We start from the raw sequence: 19,867 nt of genomic DNA, 5'->3' as shown, positions 1-19,867 counted from the left end.
GATCACTCCCCCCCGTTCTGGGCGCGCTCCTCGGGCGACGGCCCGAACGTGTCGTCGACGGCCCGGTCGAACTGCTCCTGGTCGATGCCGAGGGCGTCGTTGAGCATCCGCGACCGCTCCCCGCCCTGCCCCTCGGTGAGCAGCGAGCGCCCGGTGTCCTTCCAGGTCTGGGCCATGTCGTCGCCGGCGCGATCCCAGGACTCCCGGCTCCAGTCCGGGTTCAGCGCGTCCGGGGTGAAGACGTCGCCCCAGTCCTGCTTGGCGATGTCCTCCTCGGAGGCGTACGGGCTGCCGCCCGCGATCGCGTTCACGCCGAACTTCAGCGAGCTCTCGACGTACTGGTCCTCCTCCCACAGCACGCCCGCGGCCAGGCCGAGCTTCGCCGCGATCGCGTTGGCGTCCTGGACCTGCGCCCTGACACCCCACTCCCAGCGCTCGCAGAAGTCCTCGAAGTCGGTGGACAGCCCGTGGTGCCCGGCCTCCATGCCGGTCATGGCCAGCTCGGAGAAGCCCTTGCCGAGCACCGCGCCGGTGCCCGTCCCGATCTCCTTCAGCTCGCCGACCGCGTTCCGGATGCCCTGGGTGAGCCGCCGGACGGTGTACTGGTCGATCCCGAGGTCCTTCGCCCCGTCACCCATCAGACGCCACCCCCCGCGGTCCCCTCGACGGCCGCCGCGTCCGGGACGATGCCCTCGGCCGGCGGGAAGAGCATGGACCCGTCCGGGTCCGCGACGTCGACCGCGATCCCGGCGGGCACGCCCATGGCCGGCACGATCTCGTCGAGCAGCCGGGCCCCGAGCAGCTCGGCGAACTCCCAGCTCCGCCCCGGGTCCCCGGCCTCCCGCGCGAACCGCGCGAGGGCCTCCTCGCCGGTGAACGCGAACACCCAGCGCACCCCGCCGAAGTGCCCCGTCCACAGCCCGCCCCGCTCCAGCGGCACGAGCAGCCTGGCCCGCCTCAGCTCCCCGAGCAGCGCCCGCGGATCACCCGCCCCGGCCCGCCGCTCGGCGATCCGCCCGACGAGCGCACTCCCCTCACCCACTCCGCCGCCTCCCCCGAAGCCCGAACCCGAATCCGACACTTGCACCTACACCTACACCCAGACCTGAACAGCGGTCACGCGCCTTCCCCGAACACGCCCCATCCACACCCGCCGGTTCCCCACCCCCACGAATCCCCGAAAACACGAAAGGGGCCCGTCCCCCTGGGAACCGACCCCCTCCGCCAGGTACGCGAGCGACCGCTAGACGTTGAAGCGGAACTCCACCACGTCGCCGTCCTGCATGACGTACTCCTTGCCCTCCATGCGGGCCTTGCCGGCGGCGCGGGCGTCGGCTACCGAGCCGGTGGCGACGAGGTCGGCGAAGGAGATGACCTCGGCCTTGATGAAGCCCTTCTGGAAGTCGGTGTGGATGACACCGGCCGCCTCGGGGGCCGTGGCGCCCTTCTTGATCGTCCAGGCGCGGGACTCCTTCGGGCCCGCCGTGAGGTAGGTCTGGAGGCCGAGGGTGTCGAAGCCGACGCGGGCGAGGGTGGCGAGGCCGGGCTCCTCGGCGCCGACGGACTGGAGGAGCTCCATGGCGTCCTCCTCGTCGAGCTCGGCGAGGTCCTGCTCCAGCTTGGCGTTGAGGAAGATCGCCTCGGCCGGGGCGACCAGCGCGCTCTGCTCGGCCTTGAAGGCGTCGTCGGTGAGCTCGTCCTCGTCGACGTTGAAGACGTAGAGGAAGGGCTTGGTGGTGAGGAGGTGGAGGTCGTGGAGGAGCTCCGCCTTCTCCGAGCCCTGGACGATGCCCTGGGAGAAGAGCGTGTCGCCCTTCTCCAGGATCGCCTGGGCGGCCTCGACGGCGGCGACCTTGGGGGCCACGTCCTTCTTGATGCGGGCCTCCTTCGCCAGGCGCGGGAGGACCTTCTCGATGGTCTGGAGGTCGGCGAGGATCAGCTCGGTGTTGATCGTCTCGATGTCGTCCTTCGGCGAGACCTTGCCGTCGACGTGCACGACGTTCTCGTCCTTGAAGGCACGGATGACCTGGCAGATCGCGTCGGACTCGCGGATGTTCGCCAGGAACTTGTTGCCCAGGCCCTCGCCCTCGCTCGCGCCGCGCACGATGCCGGCGATGTCGACGAAGTCGACGGTGGCCGGAAGGACACGCTGCGAGGAGAAGATCTCGGCGAGCTTGGTCAGCCGGGCGTCGGGGACGCCGACGACGCCGACGTTGGGCTCGATCGTGGCGAACGGGTAGTTGGCCGCCAGCACGTCGTTCTTGGTCAGGGCGTTGAACAGGGTCGACTTGCCGACATTCGGCAGGCCGACGATTCCGATCGTGAGCGACACGGTGGCGACTTCCCTAGATACGGATGATGGGTCGATCCCCCAGTTTACGGGGGGTCCGGCGCGGCCCTCACCGGCCGCCGGGGGCGGGCTCCGGCCGACTTCGGCCGAACTGCGGCCGGAGGTCACCCAAAGGGCGTGTCCCGGGCACGTCCCGTCGCCTCCCGACCTACGTTGGTGAGGTGGAGCAGCACAGGACAAGTCAGCCGCAAGGCCGCCGACGGCCGCAAACCCCTCTCACGCCTCCCGGCGCGCTCGTGGAGGTGGAGGGGGGCGGGGCCGGGACCGCGACGGGGACCGCCACCGGGGCGGCCACCGTCTACCGGGTCGGGACCGCCCCGGTGGCCGGGCGGCGGCCCGCGCCCGTCGTGCAGGCCCTGCGGCGGCTGCCCGCACCCCGTCTCACCGGGCTCGGCGCGGGGCTGTTCGCCGCGGCGGCGATGCTCGTCGTCGGGTTCCTGGACTGGCTGCTCCTGGACGGCTCCCCGCTGGCCTTCGGGCTGCTGTTCCTGCCGGTCAGCGCGCTGACCGCGCTCTGGGTCCGGACGGCCGACCTGGTGGCCGCGCCGATCGCCGTACCGATCGCCTTCGCCGTCGGCGTCGTGCCGATCTCCGGCGGCACCGGCGGCTTCGGCGGGCAGGCGATGGCCGTGGTCACCGCCCTCGCCGTGCACGCCGGCTGGCTGTACGGGGGAACGCTGATCGCCGGCCTCATCGCGAGCGTGCGCAAGGCCCGCGACATGACCCGCCGCCGGCGCCGTCCTGCGGCCCCCCGCCCCGCCCCGCGCCCCCGTCCGGCCCGCCGCGAACCCCCGCCCCGAGGCCGCGCCCCGCGCTAGCCGCGCGCTGGCCCCGCGCTGTGCCCCGGCAGGCCCACCGTAGCCCGGCGACAGGCCCGCCGTAGCCCGGCGACAGCCCCCGTCCCGGAGCCGTACCCGCCCGGAGCCCGTACCAGCCCCCGGAGCCGTACCCCCTGACGTACGCGCACGCGTGCTCCACGCCGCAGGCGGAGCCCCGGAGCCGTACCCGCCCCTCACGTACGCGCGCGTGCCTCCGCCCCGCAGGCGTGCCACCACCGGAGGCGTACCCACCCCGCCCGACTCGCCCCGCCCGCCCGGGAACCGCGTCAGCGGCCCGCCGCCGTCATCGCCGCGCCGACGATGCCCGCGTCGTTCCTCAGCTCGGCGGGGACGATCTCGGCGCGGATGCCTTCGAGGTACGGCAAGAACTTGTCGGCCTTGCGGCTGACTCCGCCGCCGATGATGAAGAGCTCGGGCGAGAAGAGCATCTCGACGTGGGCCAGGTACTTGCGGAGCCGCTTGGAGGCCCAGTGCTCCCAGGTCAGCTCCTCGTCCTCGCGCGCCTTGGAGGAGGCGCGCTTCTCCGCGTCGTGGCCCTTGAGCTCCAGGTGGCCCAGCTCGGTGTTGGGGACCAGGCGGCCGTCGGTGAAGACGGCGGAGCCGATGCCGGTGCCGAGGGTCAGCAGGATCACCGTGCCGGTGCGGCCCCGGCCGGCGCCGAAGGTCATCTCGGCGACGCCGGCCGCGTCGGCGTCGTTGAGGACGGTGACGGGCAGCCCCCCGACGGCCTCGCCGATGAGCGCGCCGGCGTCGGTGTCGATCCAGGACGGGTCGACGTTGGCGGCGGTACGGACCGTGCTGCCGGTGACGACGCCGGGGAAGGTGACGCCGATCGGGCCGGTCCAGCCGAAGTGCGCGACGACCTCCGCGACGCTCCCCGCAACATCGCCCGGTGTCGCGGGGTGCGGGGTGAGGACCTTGTACCGCTCCTCGGCGAGGGCGCCGCGCCCCAGGTCCACGGGGGCGCCCTTGATGCCCGAGCCGCCGATGTCCACTCCGAAGACGTTCATGGAATCAAGCTAACCGGGCGGGCCGGGTCCTACTCCTTGACGAGCTCGGCGGCCTCGGCGCGCAGGTCGCGGCGGAGCTCCTTCGGGAGCGAGAAGGTGAGGGTCTCGTCGGCGGTCTTGACCAGCTCCACGTCGGCGTAGCCGCGCTGCGACAGCCACTCCAGGACCTCCTGGACCAGCACGTCGGGGACGGAGGCGCCGGAGGAGAGGCCGACCGAGGTCACGCCCTCCAGCCACGCCTCGTCGATCTCGCTCGCGAAGTCCACCAGGTAGGCGGCGGGGACGCCTGCCTGCTTGGCGACCTCGACCATGCGGATCGAGTTCGAGGAGTTCTTGGAGCCGACGACGATGACGAGCTCGGCCTGGCCGGCGAGCTCCTTGATCGCGGTCTGGCGGTTCTGCGTGGCGTAGCAGATGTCGTCCGACGGCGGGGAGATCAGCTGCGGGAACTTGTCCTTGAGGGCGTCGACCGTCTCCATGGTCTCGTCGACCGAGAGGGTGGTCTGGGAGAGCCAGACGACCCGGGAGGGGTCGCGGACCTCGACGTTGGCCACGTCCTCGGGGCCGTCGACCAGCTGGATGTGGTCGGGGGCCTCGCCGGAGGTGCCGATGACCTCCTCGTGGCCCTCGTGGCCGATGAGGAGGATGTCGAAGTCCTCCTTGGCGTACCGGATGGCCTCCTTGTGGACCTTGGTGACCAGCGGGCAGGTCGCGTCGATCGTCGCGAGCCGGCCCTGGCGGGCCTCCTCGTGGACGGTCGGGGCGACGCCGTGCGCGGAGAACATCACGATGTTGCCCGGCGGGACCTCGGTGGCCTGGTCGACGAAGATCGCGCCCTTCCGCTCCAGCGTCTGCACCACGTACTTGTTGTGGACGATCTCGTGGCGGACGTAGACGGGCGCCCCGTACTGCTCCAGGGCCTTCTCGACGGCGATCACGGCCCGGTCCACGCCCGCGCAGTAGCCGCGGGGCGCGGCGAGCAGGACACGCTTCGGACGGTCGGTCGCGGTCGGGGCCGCGGGGGCGGACTCGGGCGTCGGCGCGGGCGTTGCAGTCATGCGTCCCATCGTAAGGCCGCGTCGGTCAGCGGTTGGAGCGCGGCCGTGGCCGAAACTGACGCCATGGCTGAGAAAGCGCAGGTGGATGGGGAACCGGCGGGGTCGCCGGACCACGAGGGTCTCCGCCGGAGTCTCGGATTCCGGGACCTGGTGGTCTACGGGCTGCTGTTCATCGCCCCCATGGCCCCGGTCGGCGTCTTCGGCACGCTCGACGCGAAGTCCCACGGCGCGGTCGCACTGGTGTACGTCGTGGCGACGGTGGCCATGGCGTTCACGGCCTTCAGCTACGCGCAGATGGTCCGGGTCGCCCCGCTGGCCGGGTCGGTCTTCGCGTACGCGCGCAAGGGGCTCGGCGAGGGCCCCGGCTTCATCGCCGGCTGGATGGCGATGCTCGACTACCTGCTCATCCCGGCCGTCGCCTATCTCTTCGCGGGGATCGCGATGGAGGCGCTGGTGCCGGAGGTGCACCGCTGGGTGTGGACGGGGATCGCGGTCGTGGTGACCACGCTGCTCAACCTGTGGGGGGTGCGGGCCGCGGCCCGGGTCGGCTTCGCGGTGCTGGCGATGGAGATCGTGGTGCTGCTGGTCTTCGTGGTGTCGGCGGTGGTGGTGCTCGTACGGGACGGGGCGCAGCGCGACTGGTGGTCGCCGCTCACCGGCGACGGGACCTTCTCGCTCGCGGCGGTGGTCGGCGCCGTGTCGGTGGCGGTCCTGTCGTACCTCGGCTTCGACGCGATCGCGACCTTCGCGGAGGAGGTCACCGGGGGCTCGGCGAAGGTGGCGCGGGCGCTGCTCTTCTGCCTGGTCCTGGCCGGTGTCCTGTTCGTCGCGCAGACGTGGCTGGTGGCGCTGCTCGAACCGGTCTCGTCGGCGGAGCTGGCGGCCGATCCGGGGAAGCAGGGCTCCGCCTTCTACGACGCGGTGGACGTCTCGGTCGGCGGGTGGCTGCACGATCTGGTGGCCGTGTCGAAGGCGATCGGCGCGGCGTTCGCGGCGCTGGCCGGGCAGGCGGCGGGCTCCCGGCTGCTGTTCGCGATGGGCCGCGAGGGCCGGCTGCCGCACGCGCTGGCGCGGACCGACTCGGGCGTGCCCCGGGTGGCGCTGCTGGTGTCGGCGACGGTGACGATGATCGCGGCGGTGTGGGCGGCCCGCCGCGACGACGGCCTGGACCACCTGGTGTCGGTGGTGGACGTCGGCGCGCTGACGGCCTTCGTGCTGCTGCACGCGAGCGTGGTGGGCTGGTTCGCGGTCCGGCGGGCGGAGGGCGAGCCGCACTGGCTGCGGCATGTGGTGATGCCGGTGGTGGGCGCGGCGATCCTGGTCGCGGTGATCGTGGAGGCGTCGGTGGCGGCCCAGGTGGTGGGCGTGATCTGGCTGGGCGTGGGGTTGGTGGTGCTGGCGGTCCAGGGGGCGGGGCGGGGGCCGGTCGGGGGGTGAGGGCGCCGCGCCGGGACGGGGGCGGTGGCGGGGTCGGTCGGGGGGTGAGGGCGGCCCGCCGAGGCGGGGGCGGGGGCGGTCATGGGGTGAGGGCGGCCCGCCGGGACGGGGGCGATCTGACGTTCCGTCCCGCGCGGCGCTGACGTTGTCGGAGGGCGCGGTTACGCTCGGTGCATGGGTCTGACTACGTCCGCCGAAGCGCCGCTGCCCGTGGGTGAGGTCTCCCGGATGATCGGGGGGTGGATCGACCGGCTGGGGGCGATCTGGGTCGAGGGGCAGATCACGCAGCTCTCGCGACGCCCCGGTGCCGGGGTCGTCTTCCTGACGCTGCGGGATCCCTCGTACGACATCTCCATCGGGGTGACCTGCTACCGGCAGGTCTTCGACGCGGTGGCCGACGTGGTGTCGGAGGGCGCCCGGGTCGTCGTGCACGCCAAGCCGGAGTGGTACGCGCCGCGCGGGCAGCTGTCGCTGCGGGCGGTGGAGATCAAGCCGGTCGGGATCGGGGAGCTGCTGGCCCGCCTGGAGCAGCTGAAGCGGGGGCTGGCGGCCGAGGGGCTGTTCGCACTCGACCGGAAGAAGCCGCTGCCGTTCCTGCCGGGACTGATCGGCCTGGTCTGCGGCCGGGCGTCGGCGGCCGAGCGGGACGTCCTGGAGAACGCCCGGCGCCGATGGCCCGCCGTCCGCTTCGAGGTGCGGAACGTCCCGGTGCAGGGCGTGAAGGCGGTGCCGCAGGTGATCCAGGCGGTCCGGGAGCTCGACGCGCACGAGGAGGTGGACGTGATCGTGGTCGCCCGGGGCGGCGGCAGCGTCGAGGACCTGCTGCCCTTCTCGGACGAGCAGCTGATCCGCGCGGTGGCCGCGTGCCGGACGCCGGTGGTGTCGGCGATCGGGCACGAGCCGGACTCCCCGCTGCTCGACCTGGTCGCGGACCTGCGGGCGTCCACGCCGACCGACGCGGCGAAGAAGGTCGTGCCGGACGTGGGCGAGGAGCTGGAGCGGGTGCGCGGGCTGCGGGACCGGGCGCTGCGGACCGTCCGGGGGCTCCTCGACCGCGAGGAGCGGGGTCTCGCGCACGCGCTGGCCCGGCCGGTGATGGAGCACCCGCAGCGGATGGTGGAGGTCCGGGAGGACGAGCTGGACGCGCTGCTCGCGCGGAGCCGGCGGGTCCTCGGGCATCTGCTGGACCGGGCGGACTCGGAGCTGGCGCACACCCGCGCGCGCGTGCGGGCGCTGTCCCCGGCGGCGACGCTGGAGCGCGGGTACGCGGTGCTCCAGCGGGCGGACGGGGCGGTGGTCCGCGCGGCGGAGGAGGTCGCGGAGGGCGAGGAGCTGCGGGCCCGGGTGGCGGACGGCGCGTTCACGGTGCGCGTCCAGCCGCCCGCGGAACCGGAGAAGTCGGCATGAGTCACGGAGACGGAGACGGAGAAGGCATGGCAAGCGGTACGGAGACGGCGGCGGCGCTCGGCTACGAGGAGGCCCGCGACGAGCTGATCGAGGTCGTCCGGCGGCTGGAGGCCGGTGGCACGACGCTGGAGGAGTCGCTGGCGCTCTGGGAGCGGGGCGAGGAGCTGGCGAAGGTCTGCCGGCGCTGGCTGGAGGGCGCCCGGGCCCGGCTCGACGCCTCGCTGGCGGCGGAGCGCGCGGAGGAGGAGTCCGCCGGGGACTGAGAGCGCCCGCGGAGGGCGCGGGAGGGCGGGGGCGGGTCCGGTCGGGGCCAGGGTGGGTCCGGTCAGGGCGGGGCCGGCCAGGGGCGGGACCGGCCAGGGCCGGGGCGGGGCCGCTCGGGGCCGGGGCGGGGCCAGTCAGGGCCAGGGCGGGACCGGCCAGGGGCGGCCAGTCAGGGCCAGGGAGGGACCGGCCAGGGGCGGGACCAGTCAGGGCCGGGGAGGGACCAGTCAGGGCCGGGGCGGGGCCGGTTAGACTGGAGCGAGTGAAGCGGATCACTATCCGGATCCATTAGTTGAAAGTTCACCAATCTTGGGCGTACTGTCGTGACAGCGCCCGGGATTCCCCACCGGGCGGCCCCCTTGCAGTCCGGAAGGTACGCAGCATGTCCCTCGTTCTCGACCCCGCCGCCCAAGACCTCCTCTTCCGCGAGGCCCGCACCGCCAACACGTTCACCGACGAGCCGGTGACCGACGAGCAGGTGCAGGCGATCTACGACCTGGTGAAGTTCGGCCCCACCGCCTTCAACCAGTCCCCGCTGCGCGTCACCCTGGTCCGCTCCCCCGAGGCCCGCGAGCGCCTGGTCCGGCACATGGCCGAGGGCAACCAGGCCAAGACCGCCGCGGCCCCGCTCGTCGCGATCCTCTCCGCCGACAACGAGTTCCACGAGGAGCTCCCGGCCCTGCTCCCGCACTTCCCGCAGGCCAAGGACCTCTTCTTCGCCGAGCGCCCGGTCCGCGAGGGCTCCGCCCTGCTGAACGCCGCCCTCCAGGCCGCGTACTTCATCGTCGGCGTCCGCGCCGCCGGCCTGGCCGCCGGCCCGATGACCGGCCTCGACTTCGCCGGCGTCCAGAAGGAGTTCCTGGACGACGACCACACCCCGCTGATGGTCGTCAACATCGGCAAGCCCGGCGACGACGCCTGGTTCCCCCGCTCCCCGCGCCTGGCCTACGACGACGTCATCACCACCGTCTGAGCCTGAACCGCCCACGAGAGAGCCCCCCGGCGCCCTGCGCCGGGGGGCTCTTCCGCACCCTGGGGGATCAGACCTGCTTCGACCGGAGCGCGCCCGCCATCTGCGCGAGCGTCTCGAAGGACCCGGTCCCGGTCACGACCGTGGTCGCCTTGCCGTCGGTCCGCACGAGCGCGTCGTACTTGGGGCCCTCCCAGCGCTGCCAGACCTGACCGGCCACCGTCTGCGTCTTCCCGGTGTTCTTCGCCTGGTGGGTGACCTTCGGCACGTACTTCTCCGGCTCCGCGGTCGACTGGTTCACCGAGACGTACTGGGTGTCCGGCGACAGGAAGCCGAGCTGCCAGGCGTTGCCCTGCTCGCGCTTGTACGAGACGACCGTCGCCTTCCAGCCGTCGCCCAGGCCCTCGGGCGCCAGCACCGGATAGGGCGCCGCGCGCTGCGCCGTGATCAGCTCGACGCGGTAGTCCTTCGCCTTCACCGGCTCCGCGTCCTCGTCGTGCGGGATGAAGAGATACATGACCCCCGCGGCGACCATGATCACCCCGAGGGACTGGAACATCCCGCGTACCGTCTGCCTGCCTCGCTTAGCTGCCACGCCCCATATGGTCGCATCACGGTCCCGCGCTCATACGTGGGCCCCTCTGCTCAATTTGTCGACCTGGCGATAGAGTCGCAGCACCCTCCTTTTTTCCGGCCGTCGTCGTACAGAAAGGTGCGCTCCGATGACCGAGCACCACCTGCCCCCCGAGCTTGAGGTCTCTCCCGAGGCCCCCGACCGCAACCTCGCCCTCGAACTGGTCCGCGTGACCGAGGCCGCCGCCATGGCCGCCGGCCGCTGGGTCGGCCGCGGCGACAAGATCGGCGCGGACGGCGCCGCGGTCAACGCGATGCGGACCCTCATCTCGACCGTCTCGATGAACGGCGTCGTCGTCATCGGCGAGGGCGAGAAGGACGAGGCGCCGATGCTCTTCAACGGCGAGCGGGTCGGCGACGGCACCGGCGCCGAGGTCGACATCGCCGTGGACCCGATCGACGGCACCACCCTGAACGCCAAGGGCATGCCGAACGCCATCGCGGTACTCGCCGCCGCCGACCGCGGCTCCATGTTCGACCCGTCCGCGGTCTTCTACATGGACAAGCTGGTCACCGGCCCCGAGGCCGCCGACTTCGTCGACATCAACGCGCCCGTGTCGGTCAACATCCGCCGGGTCGCCAAGGCCAAGGGCATGCAGGCCGAGGACGTCACCGTGGTCATCCTGGACCGCCCCCGCCACGAGGGCATGGTCAAGGAGATCCGCGAGACCGGCGCCCGGATCAAGTTCATCTCCGACGGCGACGTGGCCGGCTCGATCATGGCCGCCCGCGAGGGCACCGGCGTCGACCTGCTGATGGGCATCGGCGGCACGCCCGAGGGCATCATCTCGGCCTGTGCCATCAAGTGCCTGGGCGGTGTCATCCAGGGCAAGCTGTGGCCGAAGGACGACGCCGAGCGCCAGAAGGCCCTCGACGCCGGCCACGACCTGGACCGGGTCCTCACCACGACCGACCTGGTCCGCGGCGACAACGTCTTCTTCGTCGCCACCGGCATCACCGACGGCGAGCTGCTGCGCGGGGTGCGCTACCGCTCCGAGACGGCGACCACCCAGTCGCTGGTCATGCGCTCGAAGTCCGGCACGATCCGCCAGATCGACTCCACGCACCGGCTCTCGAAGCTGCGCGCGTACAGCGAGATCGACTTCGACCGGGCGAACTGACCCGGTCCGACGACGGCAGCGAAGAGGGGCGCCCCCATGTGCGGTGGGGGCGCCCCTCCTCGTACGTGACCGGGCGCGGCCCGTCAGCCGGCCTGGGCGATCCGCTCGGCCGCGGCCGCCTTGCGCAGCTCCACCTCGCGGCGCCTGCGACGGGCGAGGACCACCCGGCGCTCGGCCGCGGTGAGCCCGCCCCACACGCCGTACGGCTCGGGTTGCAGCAGCGCGTGCTCCCGGCAGTCGACCATCACGGGACAGCGCGCGCAGACCCGCTTGGCCGCCTCCTCGCGGGCCAGCCGCGCGGCGGTCGGCTCCTTGGAGGGGGCGAAGAAGAGCCCGGCCTCGTCCCGGCGGCACACCGCCTCCGCGTGCCAGGGGCCGGCCTCGTCCTCCCGCGCGGGAGCGCGCTGGGGCGGCACGGCGGCTACCGGGAGGGGCTGATGCGGCAGTTGCAGCACGGTCTACTCCTGACGACGGCTTCGCGAGCGAGCAGCGATGCACGAGCCCTACCCGCTGTGCGCGCGCCTATGCACTGCGTGCGGCCCCCATCCGGAGTCCGGAGCCCCGTCGACGTATTCCGGTCAAATCCTGGCCGAATCCCGTGCGGATTTCCGGAAGTCGGCGCCCCACCGGACGTCAGTGCCCCAGGTGCTTGCGGATCTTGGTCTGGAGGTCGACGACCCACTTGCCGCGCTTCGGTCTCGCCTCCACGTTCCCCAGCAGGGCGTAGCCGTTGACCACGACCAGCGGCGCCTGCGGGTCCACCCCTTCCAGGGTGGTGACCTCGAAGTTCCCGAGGATGCCGGTGCCGGAGCCGCGCAGGCTGATGTTCTCCGGGACGCGGATCTCGACGTTCCCGAAGATCGAGGTGGCGTTGATCGTGGTGAGCGGCTGGGCGAAGATCGCCTCGGTCAGGTCGATCTCGATGTTCCCGAAGATCGCGAAGGCGTTGGTGCGGCGGGCGACCCGCCAGCGGCCCTTGCGGGTGGTGCTGGAGAAGACGGCGAGCAGCTGGTCCGCGTTCCCCTCCACGTCCTCCGGGCCGTACGTCGCCGGGGCGGGCTCCGCGCGCGGCGCGGACGGGGCCCCGCCGGCGGCCGGCAGGTCCCGCACGATCGGCTCCAGCTCGCCCACGGTCTTCGCCCGGTAGACCGCGTCGACCCGCTCCGCGTGCTCCTCCGCGTCCAGCCGGCCCTCCGCCAGGGCCTCCGCCAGGATGTCCGCGATCCGGTCCCGGTCGGCGTCCGAGGCCCGGAGCGCGCCCTGCGGATCCGCGTACGCGGGAGCGGCCGGGGGCACGGGGGCCGCCGGAGGCGCCGGGACGGCGGGCGGCGCCGGGACGGCGGGCGGCGCGGGGGCGACCGGGGGCGTGGGAGCGGTGGGGGGCGTGGGAAGCGTGGAGGCGGCGGGGGGCGCCGACGCCGCCGGTGGGGCCGGCGCCTCGGGCGAGGCCGGTGCCTCAGGCGAGGCCGGCGCCTCGGGCGGGGTGGAGGCGGGGGACTGCGCGGGGTCGGGCTGCTTTTCGAGGTCCACGTGTCCACCCTGACACACGCGATAGATCGCGACCAGGGCTCCGGTCCCCCATCTCTCCCCTAAGGGACGCCGGCCGGACATGACGGGGGGTCAGGCACGCCCATCCCGACGCGAGCACGGCCCCACCCCCCGCGTAACACTCCACATCGGCGCGGTCCCGGACCCGGGTGAGCCTTACCTCACAGGATCGGGGCCGCGCCCTCGTTCTACGCTGGAGGGCGCGCCCGCCAACGGAGGCGGCGCGCTGCTGTCTGCCGAGTGAGGAATGGCTGCCGTCATGCCAGAGTTTGCGTACTCCGATCTGCTCCCCCTGGGAGAGGACACCACGCCCTACCGCCTGGTGACCGCCGAGGGCGTCTCCACCTTCGAGGCCGACGGCCGTACGTTCCTCAAGGTCGAGCCGGAGGCGCTGCGCAAGCTGGCCGCCGAGGCGATCCACGACATCCAGCACTACCTGCGCCCGGCGCACCTCGCCCAGCTGCGGAAGATCATCGACGACCCGGAGGCGTCGGGCAACGACAAGTTCGTCGCGCTCGACCTGCTGAAGAACGCGAACATCGCCGCCGCGGGCGTCCTGCCCATGTGCCAGGACACCGGCACCGCGATCGTCATGGGCAAGCGCGGGCAGAACGTGCTGACCTCCGGCCGCGACGAGGAGGCCCTGTCGAAGGGCGTCTACGACGCGTACACCAAGCTGAACCTCCGCTACTCGCAGATGGCCCCGGTCACCATGTGGGAGGAGAAAAACACCGGCTCGAACCTGCCCGCGCAGATCGAGCTGTACGCGACCGACGGCGGCGCCTACAAGTTCCTCTTCATGGCCAAGGGCGGCGGCTCGGCCAACAAGTCCTTCCTCTACCAGGAGACGAAGGCCGTCCTCAACGAGGCGAGCATGATGAAGTTCCTGGAGGAGAAGATCCGCTCGCTCGGCACGGCGGCCTGCCCGCCATACCACCTGGCGATCGTCGTCGGCGGCACCTCCGCCGAGTTCGCGCTGAAGACCGCGAAGTACGCCTCCGCGCACTACCTGGACGAGCTGCCCACGGAGGGCGACGCCGCCACCGGCCACGGCTTCCGCGACAAGGAGCTGGAGGAGAAGGTCTTCGAGCTGACGCAGAAGATCGGCATCGGCGCGCAGTTCGGCGGCAAGTACTTCTGCCACGACGTGCGCGTGGTCCGCCTCCCCCGGCACGGCGCCTCGCTGCCCGTGGCCATCGCCGTCTCCTGCTCGGCCGACCGCCAGGCCGTCGCGAAGATCACCGCCGAGGGCGTCTTCCTGGAGCAGCTGGAGACCGACCCGGCGCGCTTCCTGCCGGAGACCGAGGACGCCCACCTGGACGCGGGCGAGGTCGTGAAGATCGACCTCAGCCGGCCGATGGACGAGGTCCTGGCCGAGCTGACCAAGTACCCGGTCAAGACCCGCCTGTCGCTGACCGGTCCGCTGGTCGTCGCCCGCGACATCGCGCACGCCAAGATCAAGGCGCGGCTCGACGCCGGCGAGGGCATGCCGCAGTACATGAAGGACCACCCGGTCTACTACGCGGGCCCGGCGAAGACCCCTGAGGGGTACGCCTCCGGCTCCTTCGGCCCGACGACGGCCGGCCGGATGGACAGCTACGTGGAGCAGTTCCAGGCGGCGGGCGGCTCCATGGTGATGCTCGCCAAGGGCAACCGCTCGCAGCAGGTCACCGCCGCGTGCGGCACGCACGGCGGCTTCTACCTCGGTTCCATCGGCGGCCCGGCCGCCCGTCTCGCCCAGGACTGCATCAAGAAGATCGAGGTCCTGGACAACGAGGAGGACGGCATGGAGGCCGTCTGGAAGATCGAGGTCGAGGACTTCCCGGCCTTCGTCGTCGTCGACGACAAGGGCAACGACTTCTTCCAGAACCCGGCGCCGGAGCCGACGTTCTCGCACATCCCGGTGCGCCAGGGCTCCCAGCTGTCGTAACCCGGAGTAGCACTTCGGCGCCCCCGGTCCGCGCGGACGGACCGGGGGCGCCGTCACATCCCGCTCCGAAAGTCGCTACCGACCGGTAGTCAGCCGGACACTTACTGGTCAGTATGGGACGCGAGCATGTCAACCACTGAGACGGTCGACCACTCGGGAGCCCCCCATGCCCTCCGCCAAGTCCGCAGCCACCGCCACCGGCCTCCTCGGCCTCACCGCCCTCCTCGTCGTCGGGCCCGCGCCCGCCGCCTCCGCCGCCGACCCGGACGGCCACCTCACCTCCGCCGCCGCGATCGAGGGCGTGGACTACACGACCTGGCGCCGTGACGTGGCCGCCGTCGTCGCCGAGGCCCGCCCCTACATCGAGGAGCGCGCCGAGGACGCCGCCACCGAGAAGCAGGCGATCGTCCTCGACATCGACAACAGCTCCCTGGAGACGGACTTCCACCCGTTCTGGGAGCTGCCGACCCCGGCGATCCCCGAGATCCACTCCCTCGTACGGGACGCGCACGCGCGCGGGGTGAAGGTCTTCTTCGTGACCGCCCGCCCCGGGATCATCCACTCCCTCACCGAGTGGAACCTGAAGAAGGTCGGCTACCCGGTGGACGGCCTGTACGTGCGCTCGCTGCCCGACCTGTTCGCCGAGGTCAGCGCGTACAAGACCGAGAAGCGCGCCGAGATCGAGGCCAAGGGCTACACGATCATCGCGAACATCGGGAACAACACGACCGACATCGTCGGCGGTCACGCCGAGCGCGCCTTCAAGCTGCCGGACTACGGCAAGCTGTCCTGACGGTCCGTACGGTCCTCACGGGCCACCCGGTCCCGACCGGCCGTCCGGTCACCGGCTGAGGTGGAACTCCAGCCTCGAATAGTCCCCGTCGGGGGTGGAGCGGATCCAGCCGCGGGCGTCCTTGAAGTCGCCGGTGCCACCGGTGACCGCGATGTCGAACGCGGCCGGCGCCTCGTCCGTGGGGTCGACCGAGAGCAGCGTCTGCCCGGTGATCTGGCCGCCGGGGCCGCCGTTCAGGACGTAGGTGCCGACGCAGAGCAGGTCGGCCGGGTTCGCCGCGCGCACCACGGTGCAGCCGACGCCGTCCCGGCCGACCGTCTCGCCGCCCTTGGTGCGGGAGAGGTCCTCGGCGAAGGCGAAGGAGTCGCCGAGCTCGGGGGCCTGGCCGGTCTCCTCCCCGCCCTGGTCCGTCGGGACCTCCTTGGCGTAGAGCGTGAACTCGAACCCGTTGGCCGCGGGCGCCGCGGCCACCGGTGCGGCGGCCGAGAAGGCGACGGCGGCGACCGTCGCGGCGCCGAGCGCGCCGATCCTCCTGAAGGTGCGGGTCATGGGCTGCCTCCCTGGCGGGGTACGGATCCTCCCCCCTCCGGGCCGTCCTCACATTGTGCGACCGCCGTCCGGGTGACGCACCCCGGTCGGAGATGATGGGGCCATGCCAGCCAGATCCCCCTTGCCCGTCACCGCCCTGCTCGCGGCGGCGCTGCTGACCGCCTGCGGTACGGCTCCGGAGCCGGACACGACCGCCGCGCCCGCCTCCTCCGCCACGGCCACCACGCCCGCCACGGAGTCGGCGGCGGCGCCCTCCCCGAGCGCCACGCGGGCCCTCGGCGGCGCCGGCACCGCGTGCGCCCTCCCCGTCTCCTTCTCCCTCACGGAGGACTGGGAACCGAAGAGGATCGAGCCGCTCGCGGACCCCGACTTCGCCGACCTCCTGAAGCAGGGCCCGGCGACGGTCGTGTGCGAGGCGAAGGCGGAGGGGACCCCGCACATCGGCTTCCTGCGGGTGTGGACCGCGCCGAAGGGCCCGCTCCGGCCCACGCTGGACGCCTTCGTGAAGGCCGACAAGAGCAAGGGGATCGCCCTGACGGACCTCAGGGTCGGCGGGGCGGGCGGAGTGCCCGGCGTGGAGGCCCGCTACTCCGTGTACAGCGAGCTCACGGAGGAGTGGCGGAAGCAGCGCGCCTTCGCGGTGACGACGGCGAAGGGCGTGCTCGTGGTGGAGCTCGGCGGCCTCGACTCCGAGGAGGACGAGATGGTCGCCGCGTACGAACGGGTGAAGGCCGGCATCACGGTGTCGTGACGAGGCCGTGGCCCCCCGTCCCGCACCGGACGGAGGGCTCACGGTGTCGTGACAAGGCCGTGGCCCCCCGTCCCGCACCGAACGGGGGGCCACGGCCGCTCTGGGGCTACGCGAACTTCTGGTGCGCCGAGCCGTCGCAGGTCTGGAGCCGTACGGCCTCCTTCGCCGCCCCCTGGGTCAGGCAGAGGTTGGTCGCGGCGGCGGGCCGGATCGTGGCGCCGTCGCGGACGAAGGTCTGGTTGGCGGCGCCGCTGCAGTTCCAGACGATGAGCGCCTTGCCGGCCTGGTAGGCGGCTCCGGGCACGTCCAGGCAGCGGTCCTGGGTGAGTTCGGTGTGGACCGTCCGGCGTGCGGAGTCGTACCACCAGCCCTGGTTGCGGCCGCCGTGGCAGTCCCAGCCGAGGACGGCGGTGCCGTTGGCGGAGCGGGCGGCGTCGACGTCGAGGCAGTTGCCGGTCGCCTCGTTACGGAGCGGCTTGTAGACGTCGTCCCAGGCGAGCGGGAAGAGCGTCGGGGTGCCGGAGGAGTTGACGTCGGCGCAGCTCGCCTCGCGCAGACCCGAGGCGTAGAGCTGGGTCAGGCAGGAGGCGAAGGCGGCGTGGCCGCTCTTGTTGGGGTGGAAGGACTGGCGGGTGGAGTTCTCGTCGATGCCTCCGGGCTTGGAGAGGTCGATGTACAGGCCCCGGGCCCAGGTGTCCTCCATGCAGACCTCGTGGCCGTGGAAGAGCCGCGAGTTGTCGAGGTAGACGGCGCCGGTGGAGGCGGCGACCTTCCGCATGCCGCGCTCGAAGGCGGGGACGGCGGTGTTGCGGCCCCAGACGGTGTCGGAGTCGTATCCCATGCCGCCGCAGGCGAGTTTGCCGGGGAAGTTCGGGTTGTCGCGGAAGTCGGGGCCGATGGGGCTGGGGTAGCCCATGACGACGAGCTTGTAGTCGCCGTCGGCGTACCCGGCGTCCCGCATCACGGTCTTCAGGTCGCGGACGGTCTGCTCGACCTTGGGGACGAGGGCGTCGACGCGGGCCTGCCAGCCGGGGGCGTACTTGGGCTCGCAGGCACCCTGGCTGAGGACGAACCGGGTGACGCAGTCGGTCATGACGGGGCCGAACTGGAGGTCGTCGTTGGCGCCGGCGACGAGCAGCACCATCTTGATCCGGGTGTTGCGGGCCTTGACGGCGAGGTTGTCGCTCTGGACCAGCTCGTCGGCGTACTGCTTGCCGCCGCCGATCCGGATGTTGCCCGTGTAGGCGCCGGAGCAGGACACGTTGAAGGTCAGGTCGGCGGCGATGCCGGTGCGGTGGATGGCCGCGTCGGGCGAGCGGTGGCACCAGTTGCTGGGGCCGTTGGTGGGCGGCTCGTAGCTGCCGACGCCCTCCCCGGAGATCTCGCTGTCGCCGAGCGAGATCAGGCCGGTCTTCCGCTGGTCGAGGGGGCGTTCCTCCGGGCTGCCGTAGATCTTGGTGGCCTCGGCCGCCCGGATCGCCTCCAGGGCGGGCGGCAGGGGTACGGAGGCGACGGCGGCCTTCGTACCGGTCTCGGCCGCTCCGGCGGGGGCGGCGGTGAGGGAGCCTAGTGCGGCGGCGGCTGCCGCGACGGCGGCGATGGGCCACCGGAGTCTGTACCTGGTGCGCGTCATTGCGCCTCCTGGAAGTGGGGTTACCCACGGTTTTTACTGGCCGGTACACGCCTTGGGAATACATCGAACAAGACAAGTGCTCATCTTTTTATGGAGGTTGAGTGATGACCGAGAGCATGAGGAACGGCGCCGGACACCGGATCGAGCGCGACTCGATGGGCGAGGTACGGGTCCCCGCGCACGCCAAGTGGCGGGCGCAGACCCAGCGGGCGGTGGAGAACTTCCCCGTCTCCGGGCAGCGCCTGGAGCGCGCCCACATCGAGGCACTGGCCCGGATCAAGGCCGCCGCCGCGAAGGTCAACGCCGAGCTCGGCGTGATCGACCGGGACCGGGCGGAGGCGATCGCCGCCGCCGCGGGGGAGGTCGCGGAGGGCCGCTGGGACGACCAGTTCCCGGTCGACGTCTTCCAGACCGGCTCCGGCACCTCCTCCAACATGAACACCAACGAGGTCCTGGCCACCCTCGCCGGCGAGCGGCTCCCGGCCGACCGGGCCGTCCACCCCAACGACCACGTCAACGCCTCGCAGTCGTCCAACGACGTCTTCCCCTCCTCCATCCACATCGCCGCCACCGCCGCCGTCACCCGCGACCTGATCCCCGCGCTCGACCACCTGGCCGCCGCCCTGGAGCGAAAATCGGCCGAATTCGCGACGGTCGTGAAGTCCGGCCGTACGCATCTCATGGACGCCACCCCGGTCACCCTGGGGCAGGAGTTCGGCGGCTACGCGGCCCAGGTCGGGTACGGCGTCGAACGGCTCCGCTCCGCCCTCCCCCGGCTCGCCGAACTCCCGCTCGGCGGCACCGCGGTGGGCACCGGGATCAACACCCCGCCCGGCTTCTCCGCCGCCGTCATCGCCGAGGTCGCCCGCGCCACCGGCCTGCCCTTCACCGAGGCCCGCGACCACTTCGAGGCCCAGGGCTCCCGCGACGGCCTGGTGGAGACGTCCGGGCAGCTCAGGACCATCGCCGTCTCGCTCACCAAGATCGCCAACGATCTGCGCTGGATGGCCAGCGGCCCCCGCACCGGACTGGCCGAGATCAACCTCCCCGACCTCCAGCCCGGCTCCTCGATCATGCCCGGCAAGGTCAACCCGGTGATCCCCGAGGCCGTCCTCATGGTCGCCGCGCAGGTCACCGGCAACGACACCACGGTCGCGGTGGCCGGCGCCGCCGGGAACTTCGAGCTCAACGTGATGCTCCCGGTGATGGCCAAGAACCTGCTGGAGTCCGTACGGCTCCTCGCCAACGCCTCCCGGCTGCTCGCCGACCGCACCGTCGACGGCATCACCGCCAACGCGGAACGCGCCCGCGAGTACGCCGAGTCCTCGCCCTCCGTCGTCACCCCGCTGAACAAGTACATCGGCTACGAGGAGGCCGCCAAGGTCGCCAAGAGGTCCCTCGCCGAACGGAAGACCATCCGCGAGGTCGTCCTGGAGTCCGGCTACGTGGACCGCGGCGACCTCACCCTCGAACAGCTCGACGAGGCCCTCGACGTCCTGCGCATGACCCGGCCGTGACCCACGGGGCCGCCGGCCGGCGCGGCACGGCCGGCGGCCGCGTGACTCAAGCGTGAC

General features: G+C 72.4%; 20 protein-coding genes. 10 read left to right on the top strand and 10 right to left on the bottom strand.

Annotated elements, in window-relative coordinates:
- Positions 1-2: 2 nt before the first annotated feature.
- From ACIGHB_RS07450 to ychF, 3 genes are all read right to left on the bottom strand, one after another.
- On the bottom strand, positions 3-641 hold the full coding sequence (locus ACIGHB_RS07450; protein ID WP_360314423.1) for a hypothetical protein: 639 nt from the start codon (positions 639-641) through the stop codon (positions 3-5).
- A complete protein-coding gene (locus tag ACIGHB_RS07445; protein WP_360314356.1) occupies positions 638-1,042 on the bottom strand; it encodes a hypothetical protein in 405 nt (134 codons plus the stop codon). The genes ACIGHB_RS07450 and ACIGHB_RS07445 overlap by 4 nt, the downstream gene beginning before the upstream one ends.
- Before the next feature lie 201 nt (positions 1,043-1,243).
- The gene (gene ychF, locus ACIGHB_RS07440) at positions 1,244-2,332 is read right to left on the bottom strand and encodes a redox-regulated ATPase YchF (protein ID WP_360314340.1); all 1,089 of its coding nucleotides are present in this window, start codon (positions 2,330-2,332) and stop codon (positions 1,244-1,246) included.
- A 179-nt stretch (positions 2,333-2,511) separates the two neighbouring features.
- Here ychF and ACIGHB_RS07435 point away from each other — a divergent pair, with 179 nt between their 5' ends.
- The gene (locus ACIGHB_RS07435) at positions 2,512-3,168 is read left to right on the top strand and encodes a DUF6542 domain-containing protein (RefSeq protein WP_388872094.1); all 657 of its coding nucleotides are present in this window, start codon (positions 2,512-2,514) and stop codon (positions 3,166-3,168) included.
- Between the two features lie 287 nt (positions 3,169-3,455).
- Here ACIGHB_RS07435 and ppgK read toward each other — a convergent pair whose 3' ends face one another.
- Complete coding sequence (ppgK, locus tag ACIGHB_RS07430) at positions 3,456-4,199, bottom strand: polyphosphate--glucose phosphotransferase (protein ID WP_360314338.1); 744 nt, start codon at positions 4,197-4,199, stop codon at positions 3,456-3,458.
- Between the two features lie 29 nt (positions 4,200-4,228).
- A complete protein-coding gene (locus tag ACIGHB_RS07425; protein ID WP_399910323.1) occupies positions 4,229-5,266 on the bottom strand; it encodes a 4-hydroxy-3-methylbut-2-enyl diphosphate reductase in 1,038 nt (345 codons plus the stop codon).
- Positions 5,267-5,320: 54 nt separating this feature from the next.
- On the opposite strand from ACIGHB_RS07425, the gene ACIGHB_RS07420 reads away from it, so the two are divergent.
- From ACIGHB_RS07420 to ACIGHB_RS07405, 4 genes are all read left to right on the top strand, one after another.
- The gene (locus ACIGHB_RS07420) at positions 5,321-6,694 is read left to right on the top strand and encodes an APC family permease (protein WP_360314334.1); all 1,374 of its coding nucleotides are present in this window, start codon (positions 5,321-5,323) and stop codon (positions 6,692-6,694) included.
- A 174-nt stretch (positions 6,695-6,868) separates the two neighbouring features.
- On the top strand, positions 6,869-8,101 hold the full coding sequence (gene xseA, locus ACIGHB_RS07415) for an exodeoxyribonuclease VII large subunit (RefSeq protein ID WP_399910320.1): 1,233 nt from the start codon (positions 6,869-6,871) through the stop codon (positions 8,099-8,101).
- Positions 8,102-8,127: 26 nt separating this feature from the next.
- Entirely contained in the window at positions 8,128-8,364 is a 237-nt protein-coding gene (locus ACIGHB_RS07410) for an exodeoxyribonuclease VII small subunit (protein WP_399910317.1), read from the top strand.
- 383 nt (positions 8,365-8,747) lie between these two features.
- Positions 8,748-9,338 (top strand): malonic semialdehyde reductase, encoded by a 591-nt coding sequence (locus ACIGHB_RS07405; RefSeq protein ID WP_399910314.1) that lies wholly within the window; start codon positions 8,748-8,750, stop codon positions 9,336-9,338.
- 67 nt (positions 9,339-9,405) lie between these two features.
- Here the strand turns inward: ACIGHB_RS07405 and ACIGHB_RS07400 are convergent, their stop codons facing one another.
- The gene (locus ACIGHB_RS07400) at positions 9,406-9,930 is read right to left on the bottom strand and encodes a DUF4245 domain-containing protein (protein WP_360314326.1); all 525 of its coding nucleotides are present in this window, start codon (positions 9,928-9,930) and stop codon (positions 9,406-9,408) included.
- Positions 9,931-10,057: 127 nt separating this feature from the next.
- On the opposite strand from ACIGHB_RS07400, the gene glpX reads away from it, so the two are divergent.
- Positions 10,058-11,089, top strand: a complete 1,032-nt coding sequence (gene glpX / locus ACIGHB_RS07395) for a class II fructose-bisphosphatase (protein WP_360314324.1) — start codon at positions 10,058-10,060, stop codon at positions 11,087-11,089.
- 83 nt (positions 11,090-11,172) lie between these two features.
- Here glpX and ACIGHB_RS07390 read toward each other — a convergent pair whose 3' ends face one another.
- Both ACIGHB_RS07390 and ACIGHB_RS07385 read right to left on the bottom strand, forming a co-directional pair.
- Positions 11,173-11,544 (bottom strand): WhiB family transcriptional regulator, encoded by a 372-nt coding sequence (locus ACIGHB_RS07390; protein WP_360314322.1) that lies wholly within the window; start codon positions 11,542-11,544, stop codon positions 11,173-11,175.
- 178 nt (positions 11,545-11,722) lie between these two features.
- Positions 11,723-12,385, bottom strand: a complete 663-nt coding sequence (locus tag ACIGHB_RS07385; protein ID WP_360314417.1) for a DUF1707 domain-containing protein — start codon at positions 12,383-12,385, stop codon at positions 11,723-11,725.
- A 511-nt stretch (positions 12,386-12,896) separates the two neighbouring features.
- On the opposite strand from ACIGHB_RS07385, the gene ACIGHB_RS07380 reads away from it, so the two are divergent.
- Positions 12,897-14,567 carry a fumarate hydratase gene (locus tag ACIGHB_RS07380; RefSeq protein WP_360314320.1) on the top strand — a complete coding sequence of 557 codons (1,671 nt, stop codon included), beginning with the start codon at positions 12,897-12,899 and terminating at the stop codon, positions 14,565-14,567.
- 166 nt (positions 14,568-14,733) lie between these two features.
- Positions 14,734-15,360, top strand: coding sequence for an HAD family acid phosphatase (locus ACIGHB_RS07375; protein ID WP_399910308.1), 627 nt, complete (start codon positions 14,734-14,736; stop codon positions 15,358-15,360).
- Positions 15,361-15,408: 48 nt separating this feature from the next.
- On the opposite strand, the gene ACIGHB_RS07370 is transcribed toward ACIGHB_RS07375, so the two are convergent.
- Positions 15,409-15,909 carry a hypothetical protein gene (locus ACIGHB_RS07370; protein WP_399910305.1) on the bottom strand — a complete coding sequence of 167 codons (501 nt, stop codon included), beginning with the start codon at positions 15,907-15,909 and terminating at the stop codon, positions 15,409-15,411.
- A 103-nt stretch (positions 15,910-16,012) separates the two neighbouring features.
- On the opposite strand from ACIGHB_RS07370, the gene ACIGHB_RS07365 reads away from it, so the two are divergent.
- A complete protein-coding gene (locus ACIGHB_RS07365; protein WP_399910302.1) occupies positions 16,013-16,660 on the top strand; it encodes a lipoprotein in 648 nt (215 codons plus the stop codon).
- Positions 16,661-16,766: 106 nt separating this feature from the next.
- Here ACIGHB_RS07365 and ACIGHB_RS07360 read toward each other — a convergent pair whose 3' ends face one another.
- Positions 16,767-18,293: a ricin-type beta-trefoil lectin domain protein gene (locus ACIGHB_RS07360; RefSeq protein ID WP_360318035.1), complete on the bottom strand. Its 1,527-nt coding sequence runs from the start codon at positions 18,291-18,293 to the stop codon at positions 16,767-16,769.
- 104 nt (positions 18,294-18,397) lie between these two features.
- Between ACIGHB_RS07360 and ACIGHB_RS07355 the strand changes: the two genes are divergently transcribed.
- Positions 18,398-19,810, top strand: coding sequence for a class II fumarate hydratase (locus ACIGHB_RS07355; RefSeq protein WP_399910298.1), 1,413 nt, complete (start codon positions 18,398-18,400; stop codon positions 19,808-19,810).
- The last annotated feature ends 57 nt before the right edge of the window (positions 19,811-19,867 follow it).

The organism is Streptomyces sp. NPDC085460, from assembly GCF_044541975.1.
Taxonomy (GTDB): domain Bacteria; phylum Actinomycetota; class Actinomycetes; order Streptomycetales; family Streptomycetaceae; genus Streptomyces.
This window is presented reverse-complemented; position numbering and strand designations above follow the sequence as displayed.

What these genes read in the sequence shown, in the direction of transcription:
- ppgK (WP_360314338.1), bottom strand. Translation starts at nt 4,199, where the DNA reads ATGAACGTCTTCGGAGTGGACATCGGCGGCTCGGGCATCAAGGGCGCC.
- ACIGHB_RS07425 (WP_399910323.1), bottom strand. Translation starts at nt 5,266, where the DNA reads ATGGGACGCATGACTGCAACGCCCGCGCCGACGCCCGAGTCCGCCCCC.
- ACIGHB_RS07420 (WP_360314334.1), top strand. Translation starts at nt 5,321, where the DNA reads ATGGCTGAGAAAGCGCAGGTGGATGGGGAACCGGCGGGGTCGCCGGAC.
- xseA (WP_399910320.1), top strand. Translation starts at nt 6,869, where the DNA reads ATGGGTCTGACTACGTCCGCCGAAGCGCCGCTGCCCGTGGGTGAGGTC.
- ACIGHB_RS07410 (WP_399910317.1), top strand. Translation starts at nt 8,128, where the DNA reads ATGGCAAGCGGTACGGAGACGGCGGCGGCGCTCGGCTACGAGGAGGCC.
- ACIGHB_RS07405 (WP_399910314.1), top strand. Translation starts at nt 8,748, where the DNA reads ATGTCCCTCGTTCTCGACCCCGCCGCCCAAGACCTCCTCTTCCGCGAG.
- glpX (WP_360314324.1), top strand. Translation starts at nt 10,058, where the DNA reads ATGACCGAGCACCACCTGCCCCCCGAGCTTGAGGTCTCTCCCGAGGCC.
- ACIGHB_RS07380 (WP_360314320.1), top strand. Translation starts at nt 12,897, where the DNA reads ATGCCAGAGTTTGCGTACTCCGATCTGCTCCCCCTGGGAGAGGACACC.
- ACIGHB_RS07375 (WP_399910308.1), top strand. Translation starts at nt 14,734, where the DNA reads ATGCCCTCCGCCAAGTCCGCAGCCACCGCCACCGGCCTCCTCGGCCTC.
- ACIGHB_RS07370 (WP_399910305.1), bottom strand. Translation starts at nt 15,909, where the DNA reads ATGACCCGCACCTTCAGGAGGATCGGCGCGCTCGGCGCCGCGACGGTC.
- ACIGHB_RS07365 (WP_399910302.1), top strand. Translation starts at nt 16,013, where the DNA reads ATGCCAGCCAGATCCCCCTTGCCCGTCACCGCCCTGCTCGCGGCGGCG.
- ACIGHB_RS07360 (WP_360318035.1), bottom strand. Translation starts at nt 18,293, where the DNA reads ATGACGCGCACCAGGTACAGACTCCGGTGGCCCATCGCCGCCGTCGCG.
- ACIGHB_RS07355 (WP_399910298.1), top strand. Translation starts at nt 18,398, where the DNA reads ATGACCGAGAGCATGAGGAACGGCGCCGGACACCGGATCGAGCGCGAC.